At 35.8% G+C, this 23,009-nt stretch carries 19 protein-coding genes and 2 pseudogenes; 15 read left to right on the top strand and 6 right to left on the bottom strand.

Annotated elements, in window-relative coordinates; all coding sequences use genetic code 11:
- Positions 1–1,256 precede the first annotated feature (1,256 nt).
- The 3 genes and pseudogenes from JFU24_RS07095 to JFU24_RS07090 form a co-directional block, all read right to left on the bottom strand.
- Positions 1,257–2,243: an NAD(P)-dependent alcohol dehydrogenase gene (locus JFU24_RS07095; RefSeq protein ID WP_201221342.1), complete on the bottom strand. Its 987-nt coding sequence runs from the start codon at positions 2,241–2,243 to the stop codon at positions 1,257–1,259.
- Positions 2,244–2,312: 69 nt separating this feature from the next.
- Positions 2,313–3,056, bottom strand: a pseudogene (locus tag JFU24_RS31280) (IS110 family transposase); the annotation flags it as partial.
- A 211-nt stretch (positions 3,057–3,267) separates the two neighbouring features.
- Positions 3,268–3,827 (bottom strand): annotated as a pseudogene (locus JFU24_RS07090) (helix-turn-helix domain-containing protein).
- 98 nt (positions 3,828–3,925) lie between these two features.
- Between JFU24_RS07090 and JFU24_RS07085 the strand changes: the two are divergent.
- The 11 genes from JFU24_RS07085 to spoVK all read left to right on the top strand — a co-directional run bounded on the left by JFU24_RS07085 (position 3,926) and on the right by spoVK (position 16,478).
- Positions 3,926–4,624 (top strand): AzlC family ABC transporter permease, encoded by a 699-nt coding sequence (locus JFU24_RS07085; protein ID WP_201183366.1) that lies wholly within the window; start codon positions 3,926–3,928, stop codon positions 4,622–4,624.
- Positions 4,621–4,947: an AzlD domain-containing protein gene (locus JFU24_RS07080; RefSeq protein ID WP_201181351.1), complete on the top strand. Its 327-nt coding sequence runs from the start codon at positions 4,621–4,623 to the stop codon at positions 4,945–4,947. The genes JFU24_RS07085 and JFU24_RS07080 overlap by 4 nt, the downstream gene beginning before the upstream one ends.
- A 741-nt stretch (positions 4,948–5,688) precedes the next feature.
- The gene (locus tag JFU24_RS07075; protein WP_201249797.1) at positions 5,689–6,144 is read left to right on the top strand and encodes an SMI1/KNR4 family protein; all 456 of its coding nucleotides are present in this window, start codon (positions 5,689–5,691) and stop codon (positions 6,142–6,144) included.
- Between the two features lie 197 nt (positions 6,145–6,341).
- On the top strand, positions 6,342–7,049 hold the full coding sequence (locus tag JFU24_RS07070; RefSeq protein WP_201181348.1) for a response regulator transcription factor: 708 nt from the start codon (positions 6,342–6,344) through the stop codon (positions 7,047–7,049).
- The gene (locus tag JFU24_RS31025) at positions 7,046–8,107 is read left to right on the top strand and encodes an ATP-binding protein (RefSeq protein ID WP_201249796.1); all 1,062 of its coding nucleotides are present in this window, start codon (positions 7,046–7,048) and stop codon (positions 8,105–8,107) included. Before JFU24_RS07070 ends, JFU24_RS31025 begins: the two co-directional genes overlap by 4 nt.
- 98 nt (positions 8,108–8,205) lie before the next feature.
- Positions 8,206–8,982, top strand: coding sequence for an ABC transporter ATP-binding protein (locus JFU24_RS07060; RefSeq protein ID WP_053345427.1), 777 nt, complete (start codon positions 8,206–8,208; stop codon positions 8,980–8,982).
- The gene (locus JFU24_RS07055; RefSeq protein WP_201249795.1) at positions 8,960–10,900 is read left to right on the top strand and encodes an FtsX-like permease family protein; all 1,941 of its coding nucleotides are present in this window, start codon (positions 8,960–8,962) and stop codon (positions 10,898–10,900) included. The genes JFU24_RS07060 and JFU24_RS07055 overlap by 23 nt, the downstream gene beginning before the upstream one ends.
- 733 nt (positions 10,901–11,633) lie before the next feature.
- Entirely contained in the window at positions 11,634–12,956 is a 1,323-nt protein-coding gene (locus tag JFU24_RS07050; protein ID WP_201249794.1) for an ATP-binding protein, read from the top strand.
- 917 nt (positions 12,957–13,873) lie between these two features.
- A complete protein-coding gene (gene miaA, locus JFU24_RS07045) occupies positions 13,874–14,860 on the top strand; it encodes a tRNA (adenosine(37)-N6)-dimethylallyltransferase MiaA (protein WP_201181343.1) in 987 nt (328 codons plus the stop codon).
- Positions 14,861–14,863: 3 nt separating this feature from the next.
- Positions 14,864–15,097, top strand: coding sequence for an RNA chaperone Hfq (hfq, locus tag JFU24_RS07040; RefSeq protein WP_034313436.1), 234 nt, complete (start codon positions 14,864–14,866; stop codon positions 15,095–15,097).
- 418 nt (positions 15,098–15,515) lie between these two features.
- Positions 15,516–16,478, top strand: coding sequence for a stage V sporulation protein K (gene spoVK, locus JFU24_RS07035; protein WP_053348021.1), 963 nt, complete (start codon positions 15,516–15,518; stop codon positions 16,476–16,478).
- 37 nt (positions 16,479–16,515) lie between these two features.
- Here the strand turns inward: spoVK and JFU24_RS07030 are convergent, their stop codons facing one another.
- A complete protein-coding gene (locus JFU24_RS07030; RefSeq protein WP_201181342.1) occupies positions 16,516–17,124 on the bottom strand; it encodes a trimeric intracellular cation channel family protein in 609 nt (202 codons plus the stop codon).
- A gap of 178 nt (positions 17,125–17,302) precedes the next feature.
- On the opposite strand from JFU24_RS07030, the gene hflX reads away from it, so the two are divergent.
- The 4 genes from hflX to glnA all read left to right on the top strand — a co-directional run bounded on the left by hflX (position 17,303) and on the right by glnA (position 21,810).
- Entirely contained in the window at positions 17,303–18,544 is a 1,242-nt protein-coding gene (gene hflX, locus JFU24_RS07025; protein WP_201183364.1) for a GTPase HflX, read from the top strand.
- 12 nt (positions 18,545–18,556) lie between these two features.
- Positions 18,557–19,825, top strand: coding sequence for a methionine gamma-lyase family protein (locus JFU24_RS07020; RefSeq protein WP_201249793.1), 1,269 nt, complete (start codon positions 18,557–18,559; stop codon positions 19,823–19,825).
- A 205-nt stretch (positions 19,826–20,030) separates the two neighbouring features.
- Positions 20,031–20,435, top strand: coding sequence for a MerR family transcriptional regulator (locus JFU24_RS07015; RefSeq protein ID WP_201181339.1), 405 nt, complete (start codon positions 20,031–20,033; stop codon positions 20,433–20,435).
- Between the two features lie 40 nt (positions 20,436–20,475).
- Positions 20,476–21,810: a type I glutamate--ammonia ligase gene (gene glnA, locus JFU24_RS07010; protein ID WP_053345435.1), complete on the top strand. Its 1,335-nt coding sequence runs from the start codon at positions 20,476–20,478 to the stop codon at positions 21,808–21,810.
- 110 nt (positions 21,811–21,920) lie between these two features.
- Here the strand turns inward: glnA and JFU24_RS31275 are convergent, their stop codons facing one another.
- Together JFU24_RS31275 and JFU24_RS07000 are read right to left on the bottom strand one after the other, a co-directional pair.
- Entirely contained in the window at positions 21,921–22,160 is a 240-nt protein-coding gene (locus JFU24_RS31275; RefSeq protein WP_446728300.1) for a tyrosine-type recombinase/integrase, read from the bottom strand.
- Positions 22,121–22,888 carry a tyrosine-type recombinase/integrase gene (locus tag JFU24_RS07000; protein WP_201249792.1) on the bottom strand — a complete coding sequence of 256 codons (768 nt, stop codon included), beginning with the start codon at positions 22,886–22,888 and terminating at the stop codon, positions 22,121–22,123. Before JFU24_RS07000 ends, JFU24_RS31275 begins: the two co-directional genes overlap by 40 nt.
- Positions 22,889–23,009: the final 121 nt, after the last annotated feature.

The raw sequence follows: 23,009 nt of genomic DNA, 5'->3' as shown, positions 1-23,009 counted from the left end.
TTAATATTTCAAGAAAACATTAGAAGTATTCTATGTATAACACTTATTTCCATGGGGATTTAAATAGACTTCTTCCTCCTCAGTAACAGCATTTTACACCAAAAATAGGAGACACTTTACTTCCTTGAAATAATGTTAGTACCAAACAAATAATAATTGGACGTTTTCACGTGTACTCCATGTCATTAGGATTACTAGAATTTATAGTTGTTATTCAGGATTTTTTAGAAACTAATTATTTTGTTCATATGAGAAAAAAGTCAAAGAGGAACCATGAACTTCTTGCGGCTTTTGCTGACCAGTTGTTCAAGACGAAAAGATAAGTAAATGAGGCACAGATCCTTACTTAATAAAGTTTTTTTCTTTTCTTATCTTATCGTTGATATATTCAGGAAAGGGATTTTATTAATGCATTTCTAAATATCAAAAATACATTTTGAGGTAATCTTGGATCCGCAAGTGAGAGGAATGAGGTAGATAGTATAATTTTTACTTCATTAAATTGTTTTTTATTTTGGATTATCGTTTATGCTTCATTTCTAGGGAATTAAATTTCGAATGTGGATATTACTTACTTCCTTGTGCTTTTGGTTTAATCTTGAGTGTCAAAAGCGTATAAAAGCTTTCAAACACGAAAACTTTTCAAAAAAATCTCTGAGGTTAAAGTTCTTCAAACGGATCTAGGCAATTTAAAGCAGTGAGCTCAGTGAGTATATTCAAATCCAACTGAAATTAAAAGTAGGAGGGACCACTTGAGGTAAATACCGAAGTTAGGTGCATGGTGGATGCTAAAGCCTATCTAGGATAAGAAACTTGGGTAGGAGCATCTTTGGTTTTCGACGGAGGTAGGGATAAGGCTGATTTAAACATACTGTGTTAAATCCTCCAAGGAAAAATAAAGTAGTTTGGAGGAAGTGTGGACCGTTGGTGAATGAATCATTCCATTTGAAACAATTGAAGAAGCGATTAAAGTAGTTTAAGTATTTTCTTCTTCAATGTAGTGTAGTACTTTGAGAAAAACGCAATATTTAAACAAAGAAAAAATCCCTGTTTGCGATTAAAAAGTAGGGATTTTTTTGCATCATAATGAATAAGGGAAAAGGATTCGGATTGGTGTTTATTCAAGAAAAGCACCCGTTAGCTTAATGATAGCTTGATGTTATCTTAATTGAAAACTCACTCTTGTGTTTCAATGGTTTCCTAACCCATAAACAGATTCCATTGCCCCAATCATTGATAGAATAGTGCTCCATTTATTAGGATTTGCTATTATGTTCCACAGTTATGACGACATTTCCCTTCTTGTGTCCTTTCTCGACATATCTATGAGCTTCAACTATCTCTTCAAACGCATAGTATCTGTCAATGACCACTTTTAACTTCCCCGTCTCAACAAGTTCTTTGAGGAAGTTTAGAGCTTCGGAATTTTCAGGTGAATTTTGACCCAAAATTAATTTCCTGTTGCTTGTCAATTTGGTCCATAGCATTCGCACACCAGGTAATGGTACAGTGACGTTTATATAGGTTCCGTCCTTCTTTAGGGATTTCATACAACCTGAAAACGAACTTTTGTCTACCGCTTCAAAAATAACATCGTAAGTCTCGCCCTTACTCGAAAAATCTTCTCTAGCGTAATCAATTACCTGATCGGCTCCCAGAGATTTTACCAATTCTAAATTCGTGGTACTGCATACCCCTGTAACATCTGCTCCGAAATACTTGGCAATCTGTACTGCATAACTTCCTACACTTCCTGAAGCACCATAGACAAGAACCTTTTGACCACTCTTAATGTTAGCTTTTCTAAGATAAAACAATGCTGTTCGTGCCCCAATTGGAATGGCAGCGGCTTCTTCAAAAGATAAATTGTTGGGTTTAATAGATACTGGTCCATTTTCAGGTAGACACTTATACTCGGCATAAGCACCATAACCAATTTGGGAAGCTGCAAAAACCTGGTCACCTTCCTTAAACTGCTTGACATCTTTACCTACTGACTCAACTTCCCCAGATAACTCCAAACCCAATATAGATTTTTTGGGACGTCTAAAACCAAGTGTTATTCGAGCAGGCAGCCAAACAGAAAGAGGAACTGTAAAACTCCTTGACCGAATATCTGCTACTGTTACGGTAGTCGCTTTTACTTTTACCAGTATTTCATTTTCCTTAGGAGTAGGTTTTTTTACCTCTTTCAACTGAAGAACGTCGGGTGGACCGTACTTTGTATACACAATTGCTTTCATTTATCCTCCTCCACTTCGTTCTATTCATTCATATCTACGAACACGAATAAATAGAACGAAGTTTTCACTCTTTATTATCAACTGCTGCCTTCCAACGAGATGTTCAGTATTGGGCATAACTTCTACTAGTGTTTCTGCAGCCTTCTTCGCAACATTTGTTGCACCTGCTTTTGATATAGCTTTGTATAATTTCTCTTCAGTCGATGCTTTCGTGTGTAACCCAATAGGATATTCTAAAACTATTTCATAACAGAAGGAGAACCCAATTTCTTGAAAGCTTTGTTCAAAACTGGGTGAGTAACCTATAATAATTTTTGAACTTGATTTTTGCTTCGAGTAAGTTGAATATTTAAATACCAATATCGCATAACGGTTCTAAATAGGGATTGTAATACCGTTTGTGGTCTAATAAGGGTAACGCCTTGCATGAAGATGTAATAGCTTATGCCATCCCTAAAAGACACTACCTTTGCACCCATTGAATTTGAGTTTCATTGATCCCTAAATTATTTTTGCGAAATTCTCCAACAGATTTATTTTCAACTTGGAACAAATCATACCCTTCATTTAGTAAAGCCTGTTGAACCAAATATGAATAATGTCCACAAGTGGGCTCTAGTAAAATCAAAAAATCCTCTTTTGTTATACTAAACTGTCTTTCTATTTGTCTTAGAGCTTATAAAAACTGAGCAATTCCAGAACTATCGATGTTGAATTTCATGGTTTTAGTGCGTTTCCAAGCTATCCTTTCGGGTGTAAAAAAGCATATAATTTAATACAAGAAGCGACATGAAAGCTAGCTCCTATATTAATGTCAGGATTATATTGAAGATGAAAACAAGAGTAATTGAACAAGAATGAGTCTTTATGAGCATCTTCTAAACCCAAAAATGCCCGCATTTCAAGTGAAATGTGAGCATTTTTTTATCTACCTTAAATTAATTAATATTAAATATCTTATGCTTCATTCAATAAGAAACTAACTATGAAGGACATCATATACGTTGGCTATTTTAGAACTTCTTTAATGAATGTCGTCAGGATAATAGATAAGTATGTAAAAACTAACTAGTTCTTTTGAAGAGTTTATATAGCTATGTTCAGTACTAGAACTAAAGTTAATTGTTTCATTAGTAGTTAATACAAACCCCTTACCATGTATATCAATTGTAAGTTCACCACTTTTTATCAGTATATATTCTTCACCGAGATGCTTTTCTGATATATGACTATATCCAGGCTTTAAGTCTACTGTAAAAATTTCGAATTTTTTTCTGGATGATATGGAAAGATAGAATAGACAAGATAATTTCCATTATTATCAATTACTGGAGGTAGTTGATTAATGTTTATTTTTTCAATTTGTGGCTTTACAGCTTCCTTCATAAAAACAGAAAAAGATACTTGCAATCCATTTGCAATTTTCCATAGAGTAGTGACGGTTGGACTAGACTTCCCTTTTTCAATTTGAGCTAACATCGCTTTGCTAACTCCCGTAAGATTAGCTACTTTATCTAAACTCAATCCTCGTTTTTTTCTTAAATTGACAAGATTATTGGCTATAACCTCTTCAATAGGTTCCATAAATAATCCTCCATTAAACTTATTGTTGTTTATTATAACATACAAATGTACAATATAACAAACAAGGAGGTATTAATGAAGTGTTAAAAGTAATTGATATGGACGAAAACATTCTTACATTTCATCAAGGGGTAAAAGATTGCATTCCAACCTTAATAGGATACATCAGTATTGGAATTGCAGCAGGAATTGTTGGAGTATCTTCAAATCTGAGTATTTTAGAAATTGCTTTATTATCAACATTAGTTTATGCAGGTGCATCTCAGTTTATCATTTGTGCATTATTAGTGTCAGGAAGTCCAATTTCAGTCATTATATTAACGACTTTTATTGTGAATTTACGAAATTTTTTATTAAGTATGACCCTAGCTCCTCACTTTACTAAATATTCTTTAATGAAAAATATTGGTATTGGAGCACTTGTTACAGATGAATCATTTGGTGTTGCCATTAACAAAATTATTAAAGGTGAAAAGATTAATGATCAATGGATGAATGGATTAAACATAACAGCCTATATATCCTGGATCATATCCTGCGTTTTAGGAGCGATCTTTGGTAAATGGATTTCTAATCCAGAAATATTAGGATTAGACTTTGCTTTAACAGCAATGTTTTTGACATTACTTGTTTTACAATTACAAAGCATTAAAGAAGGCAAACTTAAGCTTTACATATCTCTAGTCCTGTATGTTGTAATAACAATGTTCCTTCTATGTATGTTTGTTCCTTCTCATATAGCTATTATTTTAGCGACTATTATTGTTGCAACAATCGGGGTGATGAGAGACAAATGAGTTTTAACTTAACCATTATTCTTGTAATTTTGGGATGTGCAATTGTAACCCTTATTCCAAGAATTATTCCATTTTTGGTTGTAAGAAATATTACTCTTCCAATGCCCATAACTAAATGGCTTTCATTTATCCCTATTTGCATTCTTACAGCACTTGTCGTTGACAGCATTATCATTGAAGATGAATCTCTAATATCAATTGATTGGAGTGTACTTACTGTTATTGTACCAACTCTAATTATAGCCTTATGGACGAAGAGTTTATCAGTTACAGTAATAGCTGGAATAGTTCTTATGGCTATTGTAAGGTATATATTCAATTAACAGTTTTAATAAATGCATATTAGATTAGCTAATATTTAATTAATTTCATATTTGAGAATCAAAGGTGTTTATTCAGTTATCGGGAGCATGAGTTTAAGAATGGGGGTCGCCACGCCATAAAATCGTCACATTCAACCTTTTAATAGGGGTGTGGTGATTATTGGCATTTTGGATAGGATACAGAACTTGAATGTTGAAAACCAATACCTGTGTTTTTGCTTCTTTCATTCTAGCTATATAGACTAAATCTTTTGTTTTATGTTCTAGTTTTAAGACCTTCTTCTACACATTTTTTCAAAATTTATATTCGCTCTAAGCGGGGAGAAATCCTTTTTTAACAACGTTTGTTCTTAAGTTGACATAGAATTGTAATAAAAAAATATCAGAAAATACTGAAAAAATTAGTAAAATTATGTTAATATATTTAAAAAAAGTATTTTTCAAGGGTCTCATCGAGAGAAGAGCTAGGGGGCGTTGTCAAAGCTTTAATGGTCGCCAGGACTTATTCCGTGAATTATCATCGTAAAGAATAATCAACTTGGCTATTTATTTTAGCAAAAAGACTGAATTTTGGCTGAAAGGTAATAGGTAAGATACCTATATTGTTAAAAAACCTCAAAAATAGCCCCTAATTTGAAATTTCGAAGTGAATATTTCTTGAAGAATCAGGATTAGCATGTAGTGAAGAGTAATATATTAATAGTATGTTGCTACACATAAAATTGAAATGGAGTTGATAGAATGGTAAATATTACTGGATACGGAAAAGGCTCGCAAGATGCAGTAAATAACTTTGAAAAATATGTGGGTTTTGAAATCCCTGGGGATTATAAACAATTTCTCCTTGAATATAATGGTGGTACCACTACTGTACAAAACTGCAAGTTTTTTGTGGATGCGTTAGACACCCTCGTTTGTTTAAATGTATTATATGGATTGGATCTTGAGGAAAAAGAGCTTGATTTACAGAAATGGCATGAGGAGAATAAAAAAGACTTACATAAGAATTGTATAATCATAGGTAATGACACGTATGCTGGTAAAATTTTGCTTATATATAACGAAGAGGAAAAAGGAGTTTATTTCTGGGATCAGGGTTGGTATTCGGATCCATCAAGCCAGGATGAAAATATATATAAGGTTGCAGAAAGTTTTAAATCTTTCATTGAGGGACTGAAGATCCCAGAGGAAATCTAATTTTATTTGAATCCCCTTGATTGGCTCTGACCTTTCAAGGTTTTTTATTGTGAATTTACAAAGAAAGCACAGATTGATATGATTTCTGAGTAGAAGGGAAATTATTACATAAACAAGAGATGCATTTTCGAATAGGTATATTAATTTCGCAACTTGTAAAATTTGGTATTGCAAACTATTCGTTAGAGGAGGAAAAGATGTATAAAATCTTTTTGGTTGAAGACGATGTCAAAATAGCTGCAATTTTAATCAATTATTTAAAAAGATACGGGTATGAAGTTTCTGAAGCTAAGAGATTAGACCATGTCTTTGTCGAGTTTAAAGAGATGAAGCCTGATTTGGTTTTAATGGATATTAATCTACCTTTTTTTGATGGCTTCCATTGGTGCCGCCAAATGAGGACGATTTCAAAAGTTCCCATTTTATTTATCTCAGCAAGGACTGATGAAATGAACCAAGTCATGGCAATTGAACATGGTGGTGATGATTATATTACAAAACCATTCCATTTGGAAGTCGTACTAGCGAAAATAAAGAGTGCTCTTCGACGGGCATATGGCGAGTATGCGGGAACATCATCACTCCATCAACAGGTAAAAGAAATGGATGGATTAACCCTTTATACGGAAAAGGCGATGATTGAATACCAGCAAAATCAGGCGATATTAACCCAAAATGAGTTTCGTTTATTGAATTGTTTAATTCGACAGTACGACACCATTGTTTCTCGTGAAGATTTACTTGAAGCCTTATGGAATGATGATTCATTTGTTGATGATAATACTTTGACAGTCAATGTCACAAGGGTACGGAGAAAACTCGAAGACATTGGCGTCAAACATGCCATACAAACCAGCAGAGGAAAAGGGTATCGGCTCAAGGTAATGCAAGGTGAAGATAAGTGAATCTACTTTCCTTTATAAAAGACCGTCTTTATTTTATATTTTATACCATTCTATTAGGATGTTTGCTTATTCTTACATATGTATTAGTCATTCTAGAAGCGGGAAATCAGATATCGATATCTAATATCTTCTATATGATTGTTCTCTTCATTTTTATGCTGTTACTATTTTTAGCGATTGATTACATAAGGCATTACCGTTTTCTTAATCAGTTAGTAAGGATGAAGCAAGAACCGAGTTTGACTTTTGAATTTGTCGAAATCTTTATGAATCCTGTGACAAAGGAACAAAAAACATGGATTGAGCTTTTTCACCAAATGAACCAGGCTACTATTACGCAATTACAAGAACAAATAAAAATGAAGGAACAATATGAGCTTTTGATTCACCAATGGGTTCATCAAATGAAGACGCCTGTTTCAGTCATTTCTTTACTAATTCAAGAAGGGAAAAGGACATTTTCGGATGAGTCGATGAAGGGTTTTCTTAAAGAGCTTGGAGAGGAAAATGACCGTTTTCGCAGGGGGCTGGAAATTATTTTACACGGAGCAAGGCTGCAGCGTTTTTCTGAGGATGTAAAGGCCGAGCCGATTGATTTAATAAATCTAGTCAAGCAAGTAATTAACGAGGAAAAAAAACAGTTCATTCAACGGACCATTTATCCCAAGCTTGAAACTGAGAATGAGAATTTTCAAGTGCATTCAGATCGTAAGTGGCTCCACTTTTCCATCAGTCAAGTTGTCTTTAATGCATTGAAGTATTCAAGGCAGGGAGTGGGGGATACTATTACGTTCAGCATTACAGAAAAAGGTCGTGATATTGTCCTTTGCATTACGGATCAAGGCATAGGAATTGCCCCTCATGACTTAAAACGAGTGTTTGATCCATTTTTTACAGGAGAAAATGGACGAACACAACAAGAGTCGACGGGAATGGGATTATACTTAGTAAAGGAAATCGTTAACAGGCTTGGACATAGGGTTAGCATTCAATCGACTGTTTCTGAGGGATCTACAGTGCAATTTCTCTTTAACACAAATACCTTACATGAAAGATGACAAAATTGTAAGGTTGTTAGGCGGTTATGTAATAAACATCGATGTGAGCCTCCTGCTTTATTCTTTATACTTTACTTTAGAAAGAGGAGGTCATATAGATGGCGATATTAAAAACAGAGCAACTATCCAAAACCTATTTTCAAAAGCAAGGAAATTTATTTCATAAAGCGTTAGACAACTTTACCATGGATGTTCAAAAAGGGGAGTTTGTTGGGGTGATGGGACCATCCGGGAGCGGAAAAACAACTTTGCTGAACCTAATGGCAACCATTGATAGGCCCACTTCTGGGAAAGTCATTTTAAATGAAAAAAACCCTAATGAATTGAAAAACCGTGATCTTGCTTTGTTTCGCAGGAGGGAAATTGGTTTTGTTTTTCAGGATTTTAACCTTCTTGATACACTCACAGTTCGTGAAAATATTCTTCTTCCTTTAGCGTTAGATCATTATAAACAGCAAGAAATGGAAGATCGAGTAAATCAGTTGGCACATCTTCTTAGTATAGAGGGAATTTTAGATAAACGGACTTTTGAAATTTCTGGAGGTCAACAGCAACGAACCTCATGTGCAAGAGCAATGATTCACGAACCATCCATTATTTTAGCGGACGAACCGACAGGTAATTTAGATTCCAAATCTGCCAAGCAGGTGATGGATACCTTCACAACGCTTCAGAAGGAAAAAGGGGCATCCATACTAATGGTCACCCATGACCCAACTGCTGCTAGTTTTTGTGATCGGATTCTATTTATTAAAGATGGTAAGTTCTTTTCTGAGGTTCACAATGGAGGGGTAAGACAGAGCTTCTATCAACGGATTTTAGATACGTTGAGTGTACTGGGAGGTGGCTATCATGAACCTTCGACATCTCGCTAAGAGAAATATCCAAGGAAATACCCAACGTTATCTTGCCTATTTTTTCAGCATTGTCTTTTCCGTTTCAATCTTTTTTATCTATGCATCCTTTATCTTTCATCCTGACATAGTCAATGCAAATATTAGTGGTGGGCAGATTGTGCGTGTTGCGCTTATTGCGGCTGAAATAGTAATCATTGTTTTTTCCGTTTTCTTTATCTCTTATTCTAATACAGCTTTTATACAGCCGCGAAAAAAAGAGTTTGGTTTGCTCACACTATTTGGAATGTCTAAATCTCAACTTAGAAGACTAATTTATATGGAGCAAACGATTGTGTCTCTTGTATCGATTGCGATTGGGGTAGGTTTGGGATTTTTATTCTCAAAGTTGTTCCTAATGATTGTTTCGTCTTTATTAGCGGTCGATGAACCATTAGCATTTGTCTTGGTCCCTAAAGCTTTTGTTTATACGATTGTTGGTTTCTTTTTATTATTTCAGTTATTATCACTCCTATCTTTGTTACAAATCGAAAATTTAGAGGTAGTCGATTTACTAAAAGATAAACAAAAACCAAAAAAGATGCCATTCGTATCCAAGTGGTTAATTGCATTATCCGTAATTTGTTTAAGTATTTCTTATTATTTGGCAGCTACTATGACACTAAACAATTCATTACTACGAGTATTGCCGATTTTATTTTTCGTGCTGATTGGTACTTATTTTTTATTCAGCCAAAGTATTGTTGCTATGTGCAGAAGGCTGTATAGGAAGAAGAAAAGCTTATATAATGGGACGAATTTAATTACTCAAACTAACCTTATTTTTGATATTAAGAATTATTCGAGATTATTCTTTTTGACTTCGATTATTACTGCTGTCATTTTGACAGCAGCTGGAACGCTTTTTATGTTCACTGCAGATTTAAAGAAGCAGGGGATGGATAACATTCCACAAGCAATCGGCTGGATAGAAAATGATGCTTCTGTTTATTCCGTTATTGAGCCTTCAGAAGTAGAGAAAACCTTAAAGAAAGATGGATTTAAGGTACCCTACAAAGTCAATGTGACAGGTGTGCCGGTTACAACTATGATTCCCCAAATAGGTACAGGAGAACCTAGTGAAAATCAGTCATTATTAATCTCGGAAAGAGACTATAACAAAGTCGCAGCATTTCGAAAGCTAGACCCTGTCGAGTTGTCGGGAGATGAAGCATTATTTATTTTTCCTTATGCAACACTAGATTCTCAATTCGTACAACGAGGTGATCAAAAGGAACTTCATTATGGAAAAAATATCATACAGGTAACTATGTTAGGGCAGCGGAATCAAACCGTAATAGCCCCAATCGGATTAGCAACTACTCTGATGGTTGTCGATGATAAGTTGTATACTGATATTACTGATAATGTGCCTCTAAAACAAAAGGTAAGGGTGCGCGGGTACGAAGTTAAAGATTGGGAGGATGCATTAGAAGCATCTGAGAAAATCGAAAAAATAGCTATTAACCCTGAACAGAATAAAGTGCAAACAAGAGCACCGATTTATGAGAAAGTGAGGCAGGGAAGTATGTTAACTCTATTTATCGGCCTGTTTGTCAGTTTATTATTCTTTATCGTCCAAGGAAGCATGATGTATCTTCGTGTGTTTACGAATTTGGAAGATAAAAAAATCCAAATTAATGCTCTGCATCGAATGGGGTTAACAGGAAAAGAAATCCGCAAAATCCTAAGTGCTGAGATACGCATTCTATTTTTTGTTCCTTTTGTAATTGGGATGATTCATGCGATCGTTGCTTTCATCGCATTAAGTAATTTATTGGGCTCTAATTTGCTCGGCTATTCGGCTATAGTTATCGGAACCTATTTTCTTCTTCAGCTACTATATTACCAAGTAACAAAGATAATGTATGAGCGGGCAGTTATTAGTACGATTAAATAGAATAAGGTGCCAATTAAGAAGGAATCAGACGCTTATTCTCTGATTCCTTCTTGTTTGATATTAAGATATTGAATCCAGAGGTTTTTTCTGGTGTGAGCTACGACTATGAGTGGGAACCTTTGGTGTTCCCTTTCAAATGTTTCTATCCTCATTCTTAAGGAACAGGCCAAATTCAATTTGATTTTTTCAAAATCTATAAGTAGTTCAATAGTGCCAGCAAGAGTGAAACAGACTGTTTTTTGGTTTAGCTAGATAATATGTTACTAAAAGGTGAATGAAATAATGTGAAAATTGGTATGTATTGTACTCATAAAACCTTTTCATTCTTGAAATATTTTCATATAAAGGGTAAAATTATTTATTTCAAGAGGCAATAGAATATTATTGGCTTTTTTGAATGTTAATAACATAGTTTAGGTGGGGGAACGTATAGTTAGATGTTGGATTTTATTAGTTTATTTGTAAAATATAAGGAAGTGGAATGGTTTTTTTAGTTTATAAAAATTGGATTTAAAGTAGTTTGAAATGTAAAGAGTTTCAGGATCATAGCAAGTTGAGAAAAATTCAAAAGAACGAAGTGAATTATCTGGTAATTATTTGATTAAATATAGTCTTATAAGCCTGCTATTATAGAGGTGATTTGATTTTTCTCTATTTCTTTGTCCCTTTATATAGTAAACTCAGAATGGGTTCGTTAACTTTTAACTGCTAGAGATGAGGTAAATTTAATGCTATGAAAAATAAAAAGTTAAGGGCATTTCTTTATTTGACCATTATTTTATTAATACTATTTATTCTTCTAAACATGTTTTCTACTTATTTAAGTATTAAAAATTCTGTTCAGAAATCTGTTGCGAATCAAAACTTGGTAGCTGCTAAGTCTATTGCTGACTCAATGGATATAGAGGCGTATAAACGTTTCCTCAATAACCCAGTAAAGAGCCAAGAATATACGGATATAGAAACCTACTTAGAGGATGCACGTGAAAAAATTGGGGCTTTGTATGTATATACTCTGATGGTGGATAATCCGAAAGAATCGAGAGCTATGATTACCGGGTTTTCTAAAGATTCTAAAAAGGAATTTCCTATTGGAGGGGTGTGCACGGTTCCTAAAAAGCAGGTCAAACAAGCCTATGAAGGAAAAAGCTTTATTACTGGAATACTGAAGGATCCAGCATATGGCGAATATTTGACTGTAGGGGTGCCAATAAAAGATCATGAAGGCGCCATTATTGGTTTTTTAGGTATTGATGTGGGCGCAGAGGATATTAATACCATTAACGGAAAGGTATTAAAAAGCAGTATTGCCATCCTCGTTTATAATGGGGGCTTTGTTATTATGCTGTTAGTTACCTTTTTTGTGATTCAAAAATGGTATCAAAAAGAATTGAAACGGGAAGTGGGGGATACTGAGGATACGTATCAATCAGAATTTCAATCACTTATCGCTTCTGTCCGCTCATTAAGACATGATTTTTCAAATCATATTCAAGTTATACATGGACTTCTCAAGCTTGGTGAAAATGGTAAAGCATTAGATTATTTAACCGGTCTCTCAAAAGAAGTGCGATCGATTGAATCGATGAAATTGGATGTGAATCATCCTGGCTTATCTGTACTTTTAGAGACGAAAAAGCTCTCAGCCCAGAATTATAACATCGATATTACACTTGATGTTTCTCCTAATTCTTTCAACATGGTCAAAACAATTGACTTGATTAAAATGTTATCGAATGTAATCGACAATGCTATTGAGGCAACGACTGAATTACCTGAGCAAGAACGCCGAATGAATATAATCTGTAAAGCCAACGAAGAAAAGTATACGTTTGAGGTTACCAATACCGGACCTATGATTTCTACTATAGATCGGGAAAATATTTTTGTCAGCGGCTTTTCTACCAAAAAGGCACAAAAGGGGGAGGTTAGAGGACAAGGCCTGTTTATCGTAAAAGACTTAGTTAACAGGTATGATGGTGACATTACCGTAAAGTCTAATGAGACAGGAACCACCGTTACGATGATGATACCTGTATATGGAAGAATGAGCTAGTTCCTTTTGTAATAGAGAATTTAATGATAGGAAAGTAAATAGACCGGTTTGATACGGTCTATTTTTCTTTTTTTATTATAGAATGCATTACATACAGATTTAGGTGGTTAATAATATGGTTTGTCTCTTATTTAATCTCTCAAGTTTCATTCCCTTATTCATAATAATTTTAAGTATCCCATTTATTCAGAACCTTCTTTTAGTACCTTTAATAACTATGTTGCTAGGAGCCTTGATACGACTGGCCTTACGAAAGATTACTTATGAAAAATACAGACATCCGATAAGCGGGCATCATCAGTAACCTTTTCGAATGGATTGGTAAATTACGAAACACACTACTATAGAAGAAACTATATTTTTTACAATAGAGGTCTGTTTTACTTTGAAGTCAAGATGGCCGGTCAAGCAAGTCTGAATATCTATTTCTTTTCACCATTACTTTCAACGGGAATGAAAACCTTATGTTGATTGTTCGAAAGTTTTTTAAGTGTTTGATATAAATATTTTTTGTTGTGCCTATTCCTGGAGCCATTTGATGTAAAGAACGCTGAACAACACCCTCCCAGTCGATATGTAATAGCGAATATAAGCAAGTATCGAATTCAGTAGAGGATACATTACGTAATAGATAATGGTATGTTTCTTCATAAATCATTTTTCTCGACTCCTTTTAGGGTGCGTAGTCATCTTTTCTTCAGAGAGAAAAGCACCTTTATCGTCTAAATAAACCTTTTAATGAAAAAAGTAGCATCACTTAAAAAAATATTAATCACCTTGTTTTAGTGAATATTATTCAGGGTGGTTTCGATAGAAGATGTGAATAAACTAATAGCTTTTGGACATAATGGATAGATGTTTGGCTGCTTTCCCCGAGATTATGATAAGATAGGGAAAAATCATATAAGGCAGTGAGAATGTTGAAACAACAAAAAAGAAAACTTCTCGTTATCATCGGACCGACTGCTGTTGGTAAGACGAAAATGAGCATTGAGTTGGCTAAACAATTTAATGGTGAAATTATCAGTGGAGATTCCATGCAGGTTTATAAAGGGATGGATATAGGGACTGCGAAAATCAAGAGAGAAGAAACAGAGGGAATTCCTCATTATTTGCTTGATATTAAGGAACCGGATGAACCATTTAGCGCGGCTGAGTTCCAGGAGCGTGCTAATGCATGTATCGAGGATATCCAAAACAGAGGAAAACTCCCTATTATCGTCGGTGGTACAGGTCTATACATACAATCGGTCATTTATGATTATCAATTTTCAGAAGCGCCATCTGATCCCAGTTACAGGGGTATGTTGGAAAAACAAGTTAAGGAATTAGGAATCGATCCTGTTTTTGAACAATTACGGAGTGTTGACCCAGAAAGTGCAAAACGTATTCATCCTAATAATGTAAGAAGGGTAATCAGAGCACTTGAGATTTTTCATTGTACAGGAAAAACGATGAGTGAGCAGTTGGATGAACAGCCGACAGAAATGAAATATGATACGTGCATCATTGGTTTGACAATGGATCGGGAAAAATTATACCAGCGTATTGATCAGCGCGTCGACGGGATGATAGAAGAAGGGCTGATTCAAGAGGTTCAGTCATTTTATGATCAAGGTTTGAGGGATTGCCAATCAATACAGGCTATTGGCTATAAAGAGATCTATGATTTTATTGATGAAAGAGCATCATTAGAGGAAGCAATAGAGGCTTTAAAGCAAAATTCTCGCCGATATGCTAAAAGGCAATTGACTTGGTTCCGGAATAAAATGGATGTAATTTGGTTTGATATGACCAATCTAGAAGATTTTTCAAAAAAAATACATGAAATATCTGGGTTTATAGCAGGAAAGCTTTTCAATAAAGGCGAATACATAAATTTAGAGAGAAAAGAGGAGGACTAATACATGAAACAATCAGTAAATATTCAAGATCAGTTTCTTAATCAATTACGAAAAGATGGTACGTATGTAACGGTATTTTTATTAAACGGTTTCCAAATTAGAGGACAGGTTAAAGGGTTCGATAATTTTACTGTTTTATTTGAATCAGAGGGCAAGCAGCAATTAGTCTATAAACATGCGATTTCTACATTCGCTCCACAACGTAATGTCCAAATTGATTACGAAGTGAAGGAATAATCATATAAATGGATCAAAAAGACAGGCTTCGCTTATAGCGACCTGTTTTTTTTTTTTGAGCCTACTCTTGTATCTTTTTCAAGGATTCGATTATTTTACGCACACGTTTTGAATATATATTAAGGGACGGATTATTTTCCGGGAAAGCGCAGGAAATGACATTTTCAAAAAAAGAATTGATGAAATGGAGATAAAATTGTCGTATTTATATTCTAGAGGTGAGAATCCTGTTTAATTAAGTCGCCGTTTGAAGAGGGAATTAGCTAATTATTCTAAAAGCTTAGGAAATCATGAAGAGTAATAAGGGAATTTCCCGATTGGTTTAGTTTAAAGGCTGTGCTCATTACTACGGCATATGGCCATCATAAATCGAATGAAAATTGTGGCGTCAGGGGTCCAAGATGGAGAGGTGAATGCATTGGAACAACCGATCCGTATGAAAAATAACGGGCAAATCAACATTGTGTTTAATGCGGAAAATAGAAAAGCGCTACAAAAGGATCTGCCGATAAAAGAAAAAGAAATTTTAGTGCAAGAAATTCCCCACCAGCATGTAGCATTAAAGGAAATTGAAGATGAATTAAAAGCGCTAGTTGGCATGGAAGAAATGAAACGGATGATAAAAGAAATATATGCCTGGATCTACATCAATAAGCAGCGGGAAACAAGAGGGCTGAAGACTGGTCGTCAAGCGCTCCATATGATGTTTAAAGGAAATCCTGGAACAGGGAAGACCACTGTTGCACGTTTAATTGGAAAGTTGTTTCAAAAAATGAATGTACTCTCGAAGGGGCATTTAATTGAAGCGGAGAGGGCAGATTTGGTCGGAGAATATATTGGTCATACGGCCCAAAAAACGCGTGATTTAATTAAAAAGGCCATTGGCGGGATATTATTTATTGATGAGGCCTATTCCTTGGGGAGAGGAGGCGAAAAGGACTTTGGCAAAGAAGCCATAGATACGCTCGTGAAACATATGGAGGACCGACAACACGAATTCATTTTAATTCTTGCAGGATACTCACGAGAAATGGATTATTTTCTCAGTCTAAATCCTGGCCTTCATTCCAGGTTCCCGCTTGTTGTAGATTTTCCAGATTATACGATTGATCAGTTGATGGAAATATCTGATCGAATGCTTCAGGAACGTGAATATATTATGAACAGGGATGCTGAGAGAAAATTAAAAGATCATTTAATCATATTACGTTCGTTTCGTGGACCTATATCGTTTTCTAACGGCCGCTATATCCGAAATGTTCTTGAAAAGTCGATTAGGGCGCAGGCAATGCGGCTATTAATAGAAGATTCGTTTGAAAAAGTCGATTTACTCACTTTAACCAGCCAGGATTTAATTTTTGAGGATGATGAGAAAGAATGACATACGAAAGCCCACCAAAAATGGCGGGCTTTCAGATTTATGTTTTTGGTACCCATTTTTTATTAGGAAGGTGCCAATTATATGTGTAGGAAAGGACGCGCAATAAAGTGATAGCGGTAAAGAGCGTATATAGCTGCCATGACTGAGATAAGACTCCGCTGCCTAACGCTAAGCCTGCAATGATGGCCCAGACTGCGTAGATTTCTTTTCTAAAGACTAATGGTTTTCTTCCGGCCAGCACGTCACGGACTACCCCGCCGCCGCATCCTGTTAACGCAGCTGAAACAATAATGGCGCTTATGGGATGATTCAGATCAACCGCATACATGGCCCCTTGTATAGCAAAGGCAGAAAGACCAATCGCATCACTTAAGTTCCCCCATCTGTCCCAATGCTTTGATAGAATGGTAGGAAAAACAAAAACGATGGTGATAGATACTAATGCAATGATAAAATAGAAACTTTGATCCCATAATGTTGATACAGGTACACCAATCAATAAATTTCGGATTGCTCCTCCACCAAAAGCGGTTACGATTCCTAAAATATAGACTCCTAAAATATCATACTCTTCTTCCATGGCAATAATGGTCCCGCTTATGGCAAATGCAATTGTACCTATGAGGCTTAATACTTCCCATGTCATATGTTTTTCCCTCTATGTCTTTTCAATTTGATGTTAAAGTCAAATTTGATTTTAGCATGTTATCGAATAATTTAAAATGGTTAAAATCTTTGTTTTTACGAAAGTTTTATAAGTTTAATTTTTTTTGTTATGATTAACTGAAATCTTTCATAAAGGTGGTGCCGATTTGGATGAATCAATGAAGGAAACGGCTGTATTAATAGGATGCCAAACAACAGAGGCTGACGAGCGTTTTGAATATTCGTTGGATGAGCTGGCTTCGTTAGCGAAGACGGCGAATGGCGAGGTGCTAATGACAATCACTCAGAAAAGGGAAAGGGTTGATCCGTCTACATATATAGGTAAAGGAAAAGTGGAGGAACTTCAGAATTTAGAAGAAGAGTTGGAGCCGGATCTATTTATCTTTAATGATGAATTATCTCCAAGTCAGATTCGTAATCTTTCTAAACATTTGCAAGCAAGGATCATAGATCGGACACAGCTTATTTTAGATATTTTTGCTCAGCGAGCGCGCTCAAGAGAAGGGAAGCTGCAGGTTGAACTGGCTCAGCTTCAATATTTATTGCCGCGTTTGGTGGGGCAGGGTACGGCAATGTCCAGGCTTGGAGGCGGAATCGGTACAAGAGGACCTGGAGAAACGAAGTTAGAAAGCGACCGCCGCCACATTCGTGGGAAAATTGATGAAATCAAACAACAATTAAGCGGGATAGTTAAGCATCGTGAACGGTATCGCGACAGAAGGAAACGAAATAAAACCTTTCAAATTGCCCTGGTCGGATACACGAATGCGGGTAAATCAACGCTGTTCAACCGTTTAACTGAGGCAGATTCTTTCGAGGAGAACCAGTTGTTTGCTACACTTGATCCGATGACTCGAAAAGCCATTCTTCCTAGCGGATTTACCGTGCTACTGACGGATACTGTTGGCTTTATACAAGATTTGCCGACTTCTTTAATCGCAGCATTTCGCTCGACACTCGAAGAAGTGAAGGAAGCTGATTTATTGCTCCACGTTGTCGACTCCTCAAGTTCGGATTACTTTAATCACGAGAAAACGGTACACGATTTGCTAAATGACTTAGAAGTCCCTTCCATTCCACAGCTAACGTTGTATAATAAGAAAGATAGGATTCACACTGACTTTGTAAGGTCATCTAGTAATGCTTCATTATTAATAAGTGCCTATGATCATTCAGACCTGAATCAAATCATGGAAGAAATTGAAAAGTATGTGATTGATGAAATGATCCCGTATAATGTTTTCCTCCCTTCAAGTGAGGGTAAACTATTATCACAGCTGAAAAATGAAACCATATTGCGCACTCTCTCCTTTAATGAAGGATCGGAAAGATATGAATGCAAAGGTTTTTGTCTAGCTGATCATCCATTAACCGGCCAGCTAGAGAAATATTCATTATAAAGGGGAATTTAGATGTATCAGCAGTTAACACATGGAGAAGTGTTAAAAAACATTGCCCAGGAAGTAGAAGCAATGATTTCTCCGTTACATAAACAAGTTGATGAACGAATTGAAGAAAATCAATTTCGTGTGTTACAAAGTTATCAAGCACATCGAGTGAGTGATTCTCATTTCATCCCTACGACAGGGTACGGATATGATGATATCGGCCGCGACACTCTTGAATTGATTTATGCCGATGTCTTTGGTGCAGAAGCGGGATTGGTGCGTTCACAAATAATTTCGGGTACACATGCGATTTCAACTGCTCTGTTCGGCATATTACGTCCAGGGGATGAATTGCTGTACATAACTGGAAAGCCATATGATACATTGGAAGAGATTGTTGGTATCCGAGGCTCGGGTATCGGATCTTTGCGTGATTTTCAAATTAGTTATAAGTCTGTTCCGTTATCGGGATATGGAACAGTTGATTTTGAAGCCGTTAAACAGGCAATTCAACCGAATACGAAAATGATCGGAATCCAACGCTCAAAAGGGTATGCTACACGTCCTTCCTTTACGATTGATGAAATTAAAGAGATGATTTCTTTCGTTAAAGAGATAAACCCTGAAATCGTCGTGTTCGTAGATAATTGTTATGGGGAGTTTGTTGAAACTCAAGAGCCGTGTCATGTAGGGGCAGATTTAATGGCTGGTTCTCTCATTAAAAACCCAGGTGGCGGAATAGTAAAGACAGGTGGATACATTGTCGGTAAAAAAGAATTGGTCGAAGCTTGCTCTTATCGTTTAACATCACCAGGAATTGGTGCGGAAGCTGGTGCCTCGCTTTATAGTTTGCAGGAAATGTATCAAGGATTCTTTCTTGCGCCCCACGTCGTTGGACAAGCCGTTAAAGGTGCCATGTTCACTGCTGCCTTTTTAGAAAAAATCGGTATGAATACGTATCCTAGATGGGATGCGAAACGCACCGATTTAATTCAATCTGTCCAATTTGATGACCGGGATAAAATGGTTGCCTTTTGTCAGGCCATTCAATATGCATCACCAATCAATTCGCATGTGACACCATATCCTGCATATATGCCTGGCTATGAAGACGATGTGATCATGGCAGCAGGAACCTTTATTCAGGGAGCAAGCATTGAACTGACAGCAGATGGTCCGACAAGAGCTCCTTATGTTGCCTATGTTCAAGGTGGATTAACATATGCTCATGTTAAAATCGCCGTGTTGACTGCTGTGAATTCTTTAATGGATAAAAAACTGATCCAATTGTAATAAGAATACTAGCTGAATTTTTTCAGTTTTCGTCTCAGAATCCAGTTTAACTGGATTCACAGAAAAAATAATAGTCATAATATTTGATAAGTTACAAATCATTTTGCTTTTCTAAAAATATCACGTCATAAAATGTAACATCATCTTGACAAGTTTAATAACATGTAATATGATTATATCAGATAAAAAAAGGAGGATGCTAAGAATGAGTGGCAACAACATTCGGCGTTCGATGCCTCTTTTTTCCATCGGAATTGTGATGCAGCTAACTGAATTGTCTGCGCGTCAAATTCGATACTACGAAGAGCATCAACTAATTACTCCTATGAGAACAGATGGAAATCGTCGGGTTTTTTCTTTAAACGATATTGATCGACTACTTGAGATTAAAGATTTAATCGAACAAGGAGTCAATCTGGCCGGCATAAAAAAAATTTTCACTGTAAAGGAACAGAACTTACCTAAGACTCAAGATTTAGAACAAGCGGAAAAGATAAGACAGGACCTTAGTGACGAGGAGCTTCGTAAGCTTCTACGTACTGAGCTTTTACAAGGCAGTAAGCATCGAACATCTCTTCGACAAGGGGATATGTCCCGTTTTTTCCAATGAAAAATATGATTTATGAATTATTATTTAGGGGGAATTAAAATTGGCAAAGTTCACACGTGAAGACATCACTCGTTTAGCAAAAGAAGAAAATGTTAAGTACATCCGTTTACAGTTTACTGACATTTTAGGAACGATTAAAAACGTTGAAATCCCAGTTAGTCAATTAGAAAAAGCTCTTGATAACAAAATGATGTTTGACGGATCTTCTATTGAAGGCTTCGTACGTATCGAAGAATCTGATATGTACCTATATCCTGATTTAAATACATGGGTTATCTTCCCTTGGACTTCTGAAAAAGGTAAAGTTGCTCGTCTAATTTGTGATATTTATAATACAGATGGAGCTCCTTTTGATGGAGACCCTCGTACTAACTTAAAACGTGTCCTTGCTGAAGCAAGAGAAATGGGCTTCACTGATTTTAATCTTGGACCTGAACCAGAATTCTTCTTATTCAAACTAGATGCAGCTGGAGAGCCAACTCTAGAATTGAATGATAAAGGCGGATACTTTGACCTTGCACCTACTGACCTAGGAGAAAACTGCCGTCGCGATATCGTTCTTGAACTTGAAGAAATGGGATTTGAAATTGAAGCATCCCACCATGAAGTAGCTCCAGGACAACACGAAATTGACTTTAAATATGCAGATGCAATTTCAGCATGTGATAACATCCAAACTTTCAAATTGGTTGTTAAAACGATTGCTCGTAAACATGGTTTACACGCAACATTCATGCCTAAACCATTGTTCGGTGTTAATGGATCAGGTATGCACTGTAACGTTTCTTTATTCAAAGGAAGCCAAAATGCCTTTTACGATACAGAAGGAAAATTAGAACTAAGTAAAACAGCAGAGCAATTTATCGCAGGTATCATTAAGCATGCTCCTAGCTTCACAGCGGTAACAAACCCAACTGTTAACTCATACAAACGTCTAGTGCCTGGTTACGAAGCTCCTTGTTATGTTGCTTGGTCTGCTAAAAACCGTAGCCCATTAATTCGTATCCCAGCTTCACGCGGTGTTAGTACTCGTGTTGAGGTACGTAGTGTCGATCCAGCAGCCAATCCATACTTGGCACTTGCTGTAATATTGAAAGCTGGTCTTGACGGTATCAAAAACAACCTAACTCCTCCAGCTCCAGTTGACCGTAACATTTATGTAATGAATAAAGAAGAACGTGAAGAAGTAGGAATCGTAGATCTACCAGCTACTTTATATGCTGCATTGGAAACATTAAAATCCAATGAAATCATCAAAGAAGCTCTTGGTGATCACTTGCTTGAACACTTCATCGAAGCAAAAGAAATTGAGTGGGATATGTTCCGCACACAAGTTCACCCATGGGAACGCGAACAATATATGTCTACTTATTAATAGTTTAAAAGCCTTGGCATTACTGAGTTTCTCAGTTGCCAAGGCTTTTTTTTATTTTGATGATATGAGAGGAAATTAGATGATTGACCACATTTTGACCACATTTCATACTATTTCATATTTAATTGTTCATAATCCATGTATTTTGAATATCCAACTACACTTTTTTCTTCGAGTTCCTTTGACATGTGAGCGTAGACATCTGCTGTTGTTTGAATTGATTTATGTCCTAAGCGTTCTTGCACATCTTTTAAACTTGCCCCGGATTCAAGAAGTAAAACAGCGTGGGTATGACGTAAACCGTGAATGGTTATATGTTTTGTAATTCCTGCTTTTCTACATATGCGAATAAAGGCCCTGTGTAAGGTGGATTTTGAATAGGGAGGCCATTCCCGCGTTCGAAAACAAGATTTGTTTCTCTATGATACCTATTTGCCAATTTTAATTTGATTTCCTTTTGCTTTATGACATGACGCGATATCAAAACAGCCAGGGTGTCATCTATTAAAACTTTTCTATAAGATGTTTCAGTTTTAGGTGGACCGAACATTTTATCTATATCCAAAACATCATAATTTAATGTTTTGTAGATTTTAATTTTATTATCAGTGAAATCTAAATCCAGTACCTGGAGAGCTAGAGCTTCACCCTTTCTTAAGCCAGTATCGATTAGTGTTTTAAATAAAATAAAATAGCTCCAATTTTCTTTTAGAGCGACATCTAAAAATCTAATCACTTCATCTTTGCTTAGATATTCTAAATCATCATCTTCTTTTATTTGGTTTATTGTCTTATTAGGGATAGTAACTCCAGAACAAGGGTTTTTAGATAACATTTCAAGAGAAACGGCTTTATTCATTGCGTTAGAAAGAGTGGTGTGGATTATTTCTACTGTTCTTTTACTATTTTCTTTATCAGCGAGTTTATTAATGATTTTTTGATAATGTGTTGGGGTTAGATCTTTAATTTTCATATGACCAATTAACGGAATGATTTTCTTTTGGACATTTCGCTCATGAAGCTTATATGTATTTTCTTTCACTGCGTTTTTTTTATAAGTGATTAACCAATCAGGCAAGTAATCTTTAAAAAGGATATCTTTGTTATAAGCCTGTCCGTTATTTATTTTAATGTCTTTAAGGGCTTCCTCTACCTTAAAAGCAGCTTCTTTTTTGGTATCTGCACGTCGTGTAATTTGA

This window comes from Peribacillus sp. TH27 (assembly GCF_016650915.1).
GTDB classification, from domain to species: Bacteria; Bacillota; Bacilli; order Bacillales; family DSM-1321; genus Peribacillus; species Peribacillus butanolivorans.
Note: the sequence above shows the minus strand (reverse complement) of the source record. Positions and strands in the feature narration are given on the sequence as shown.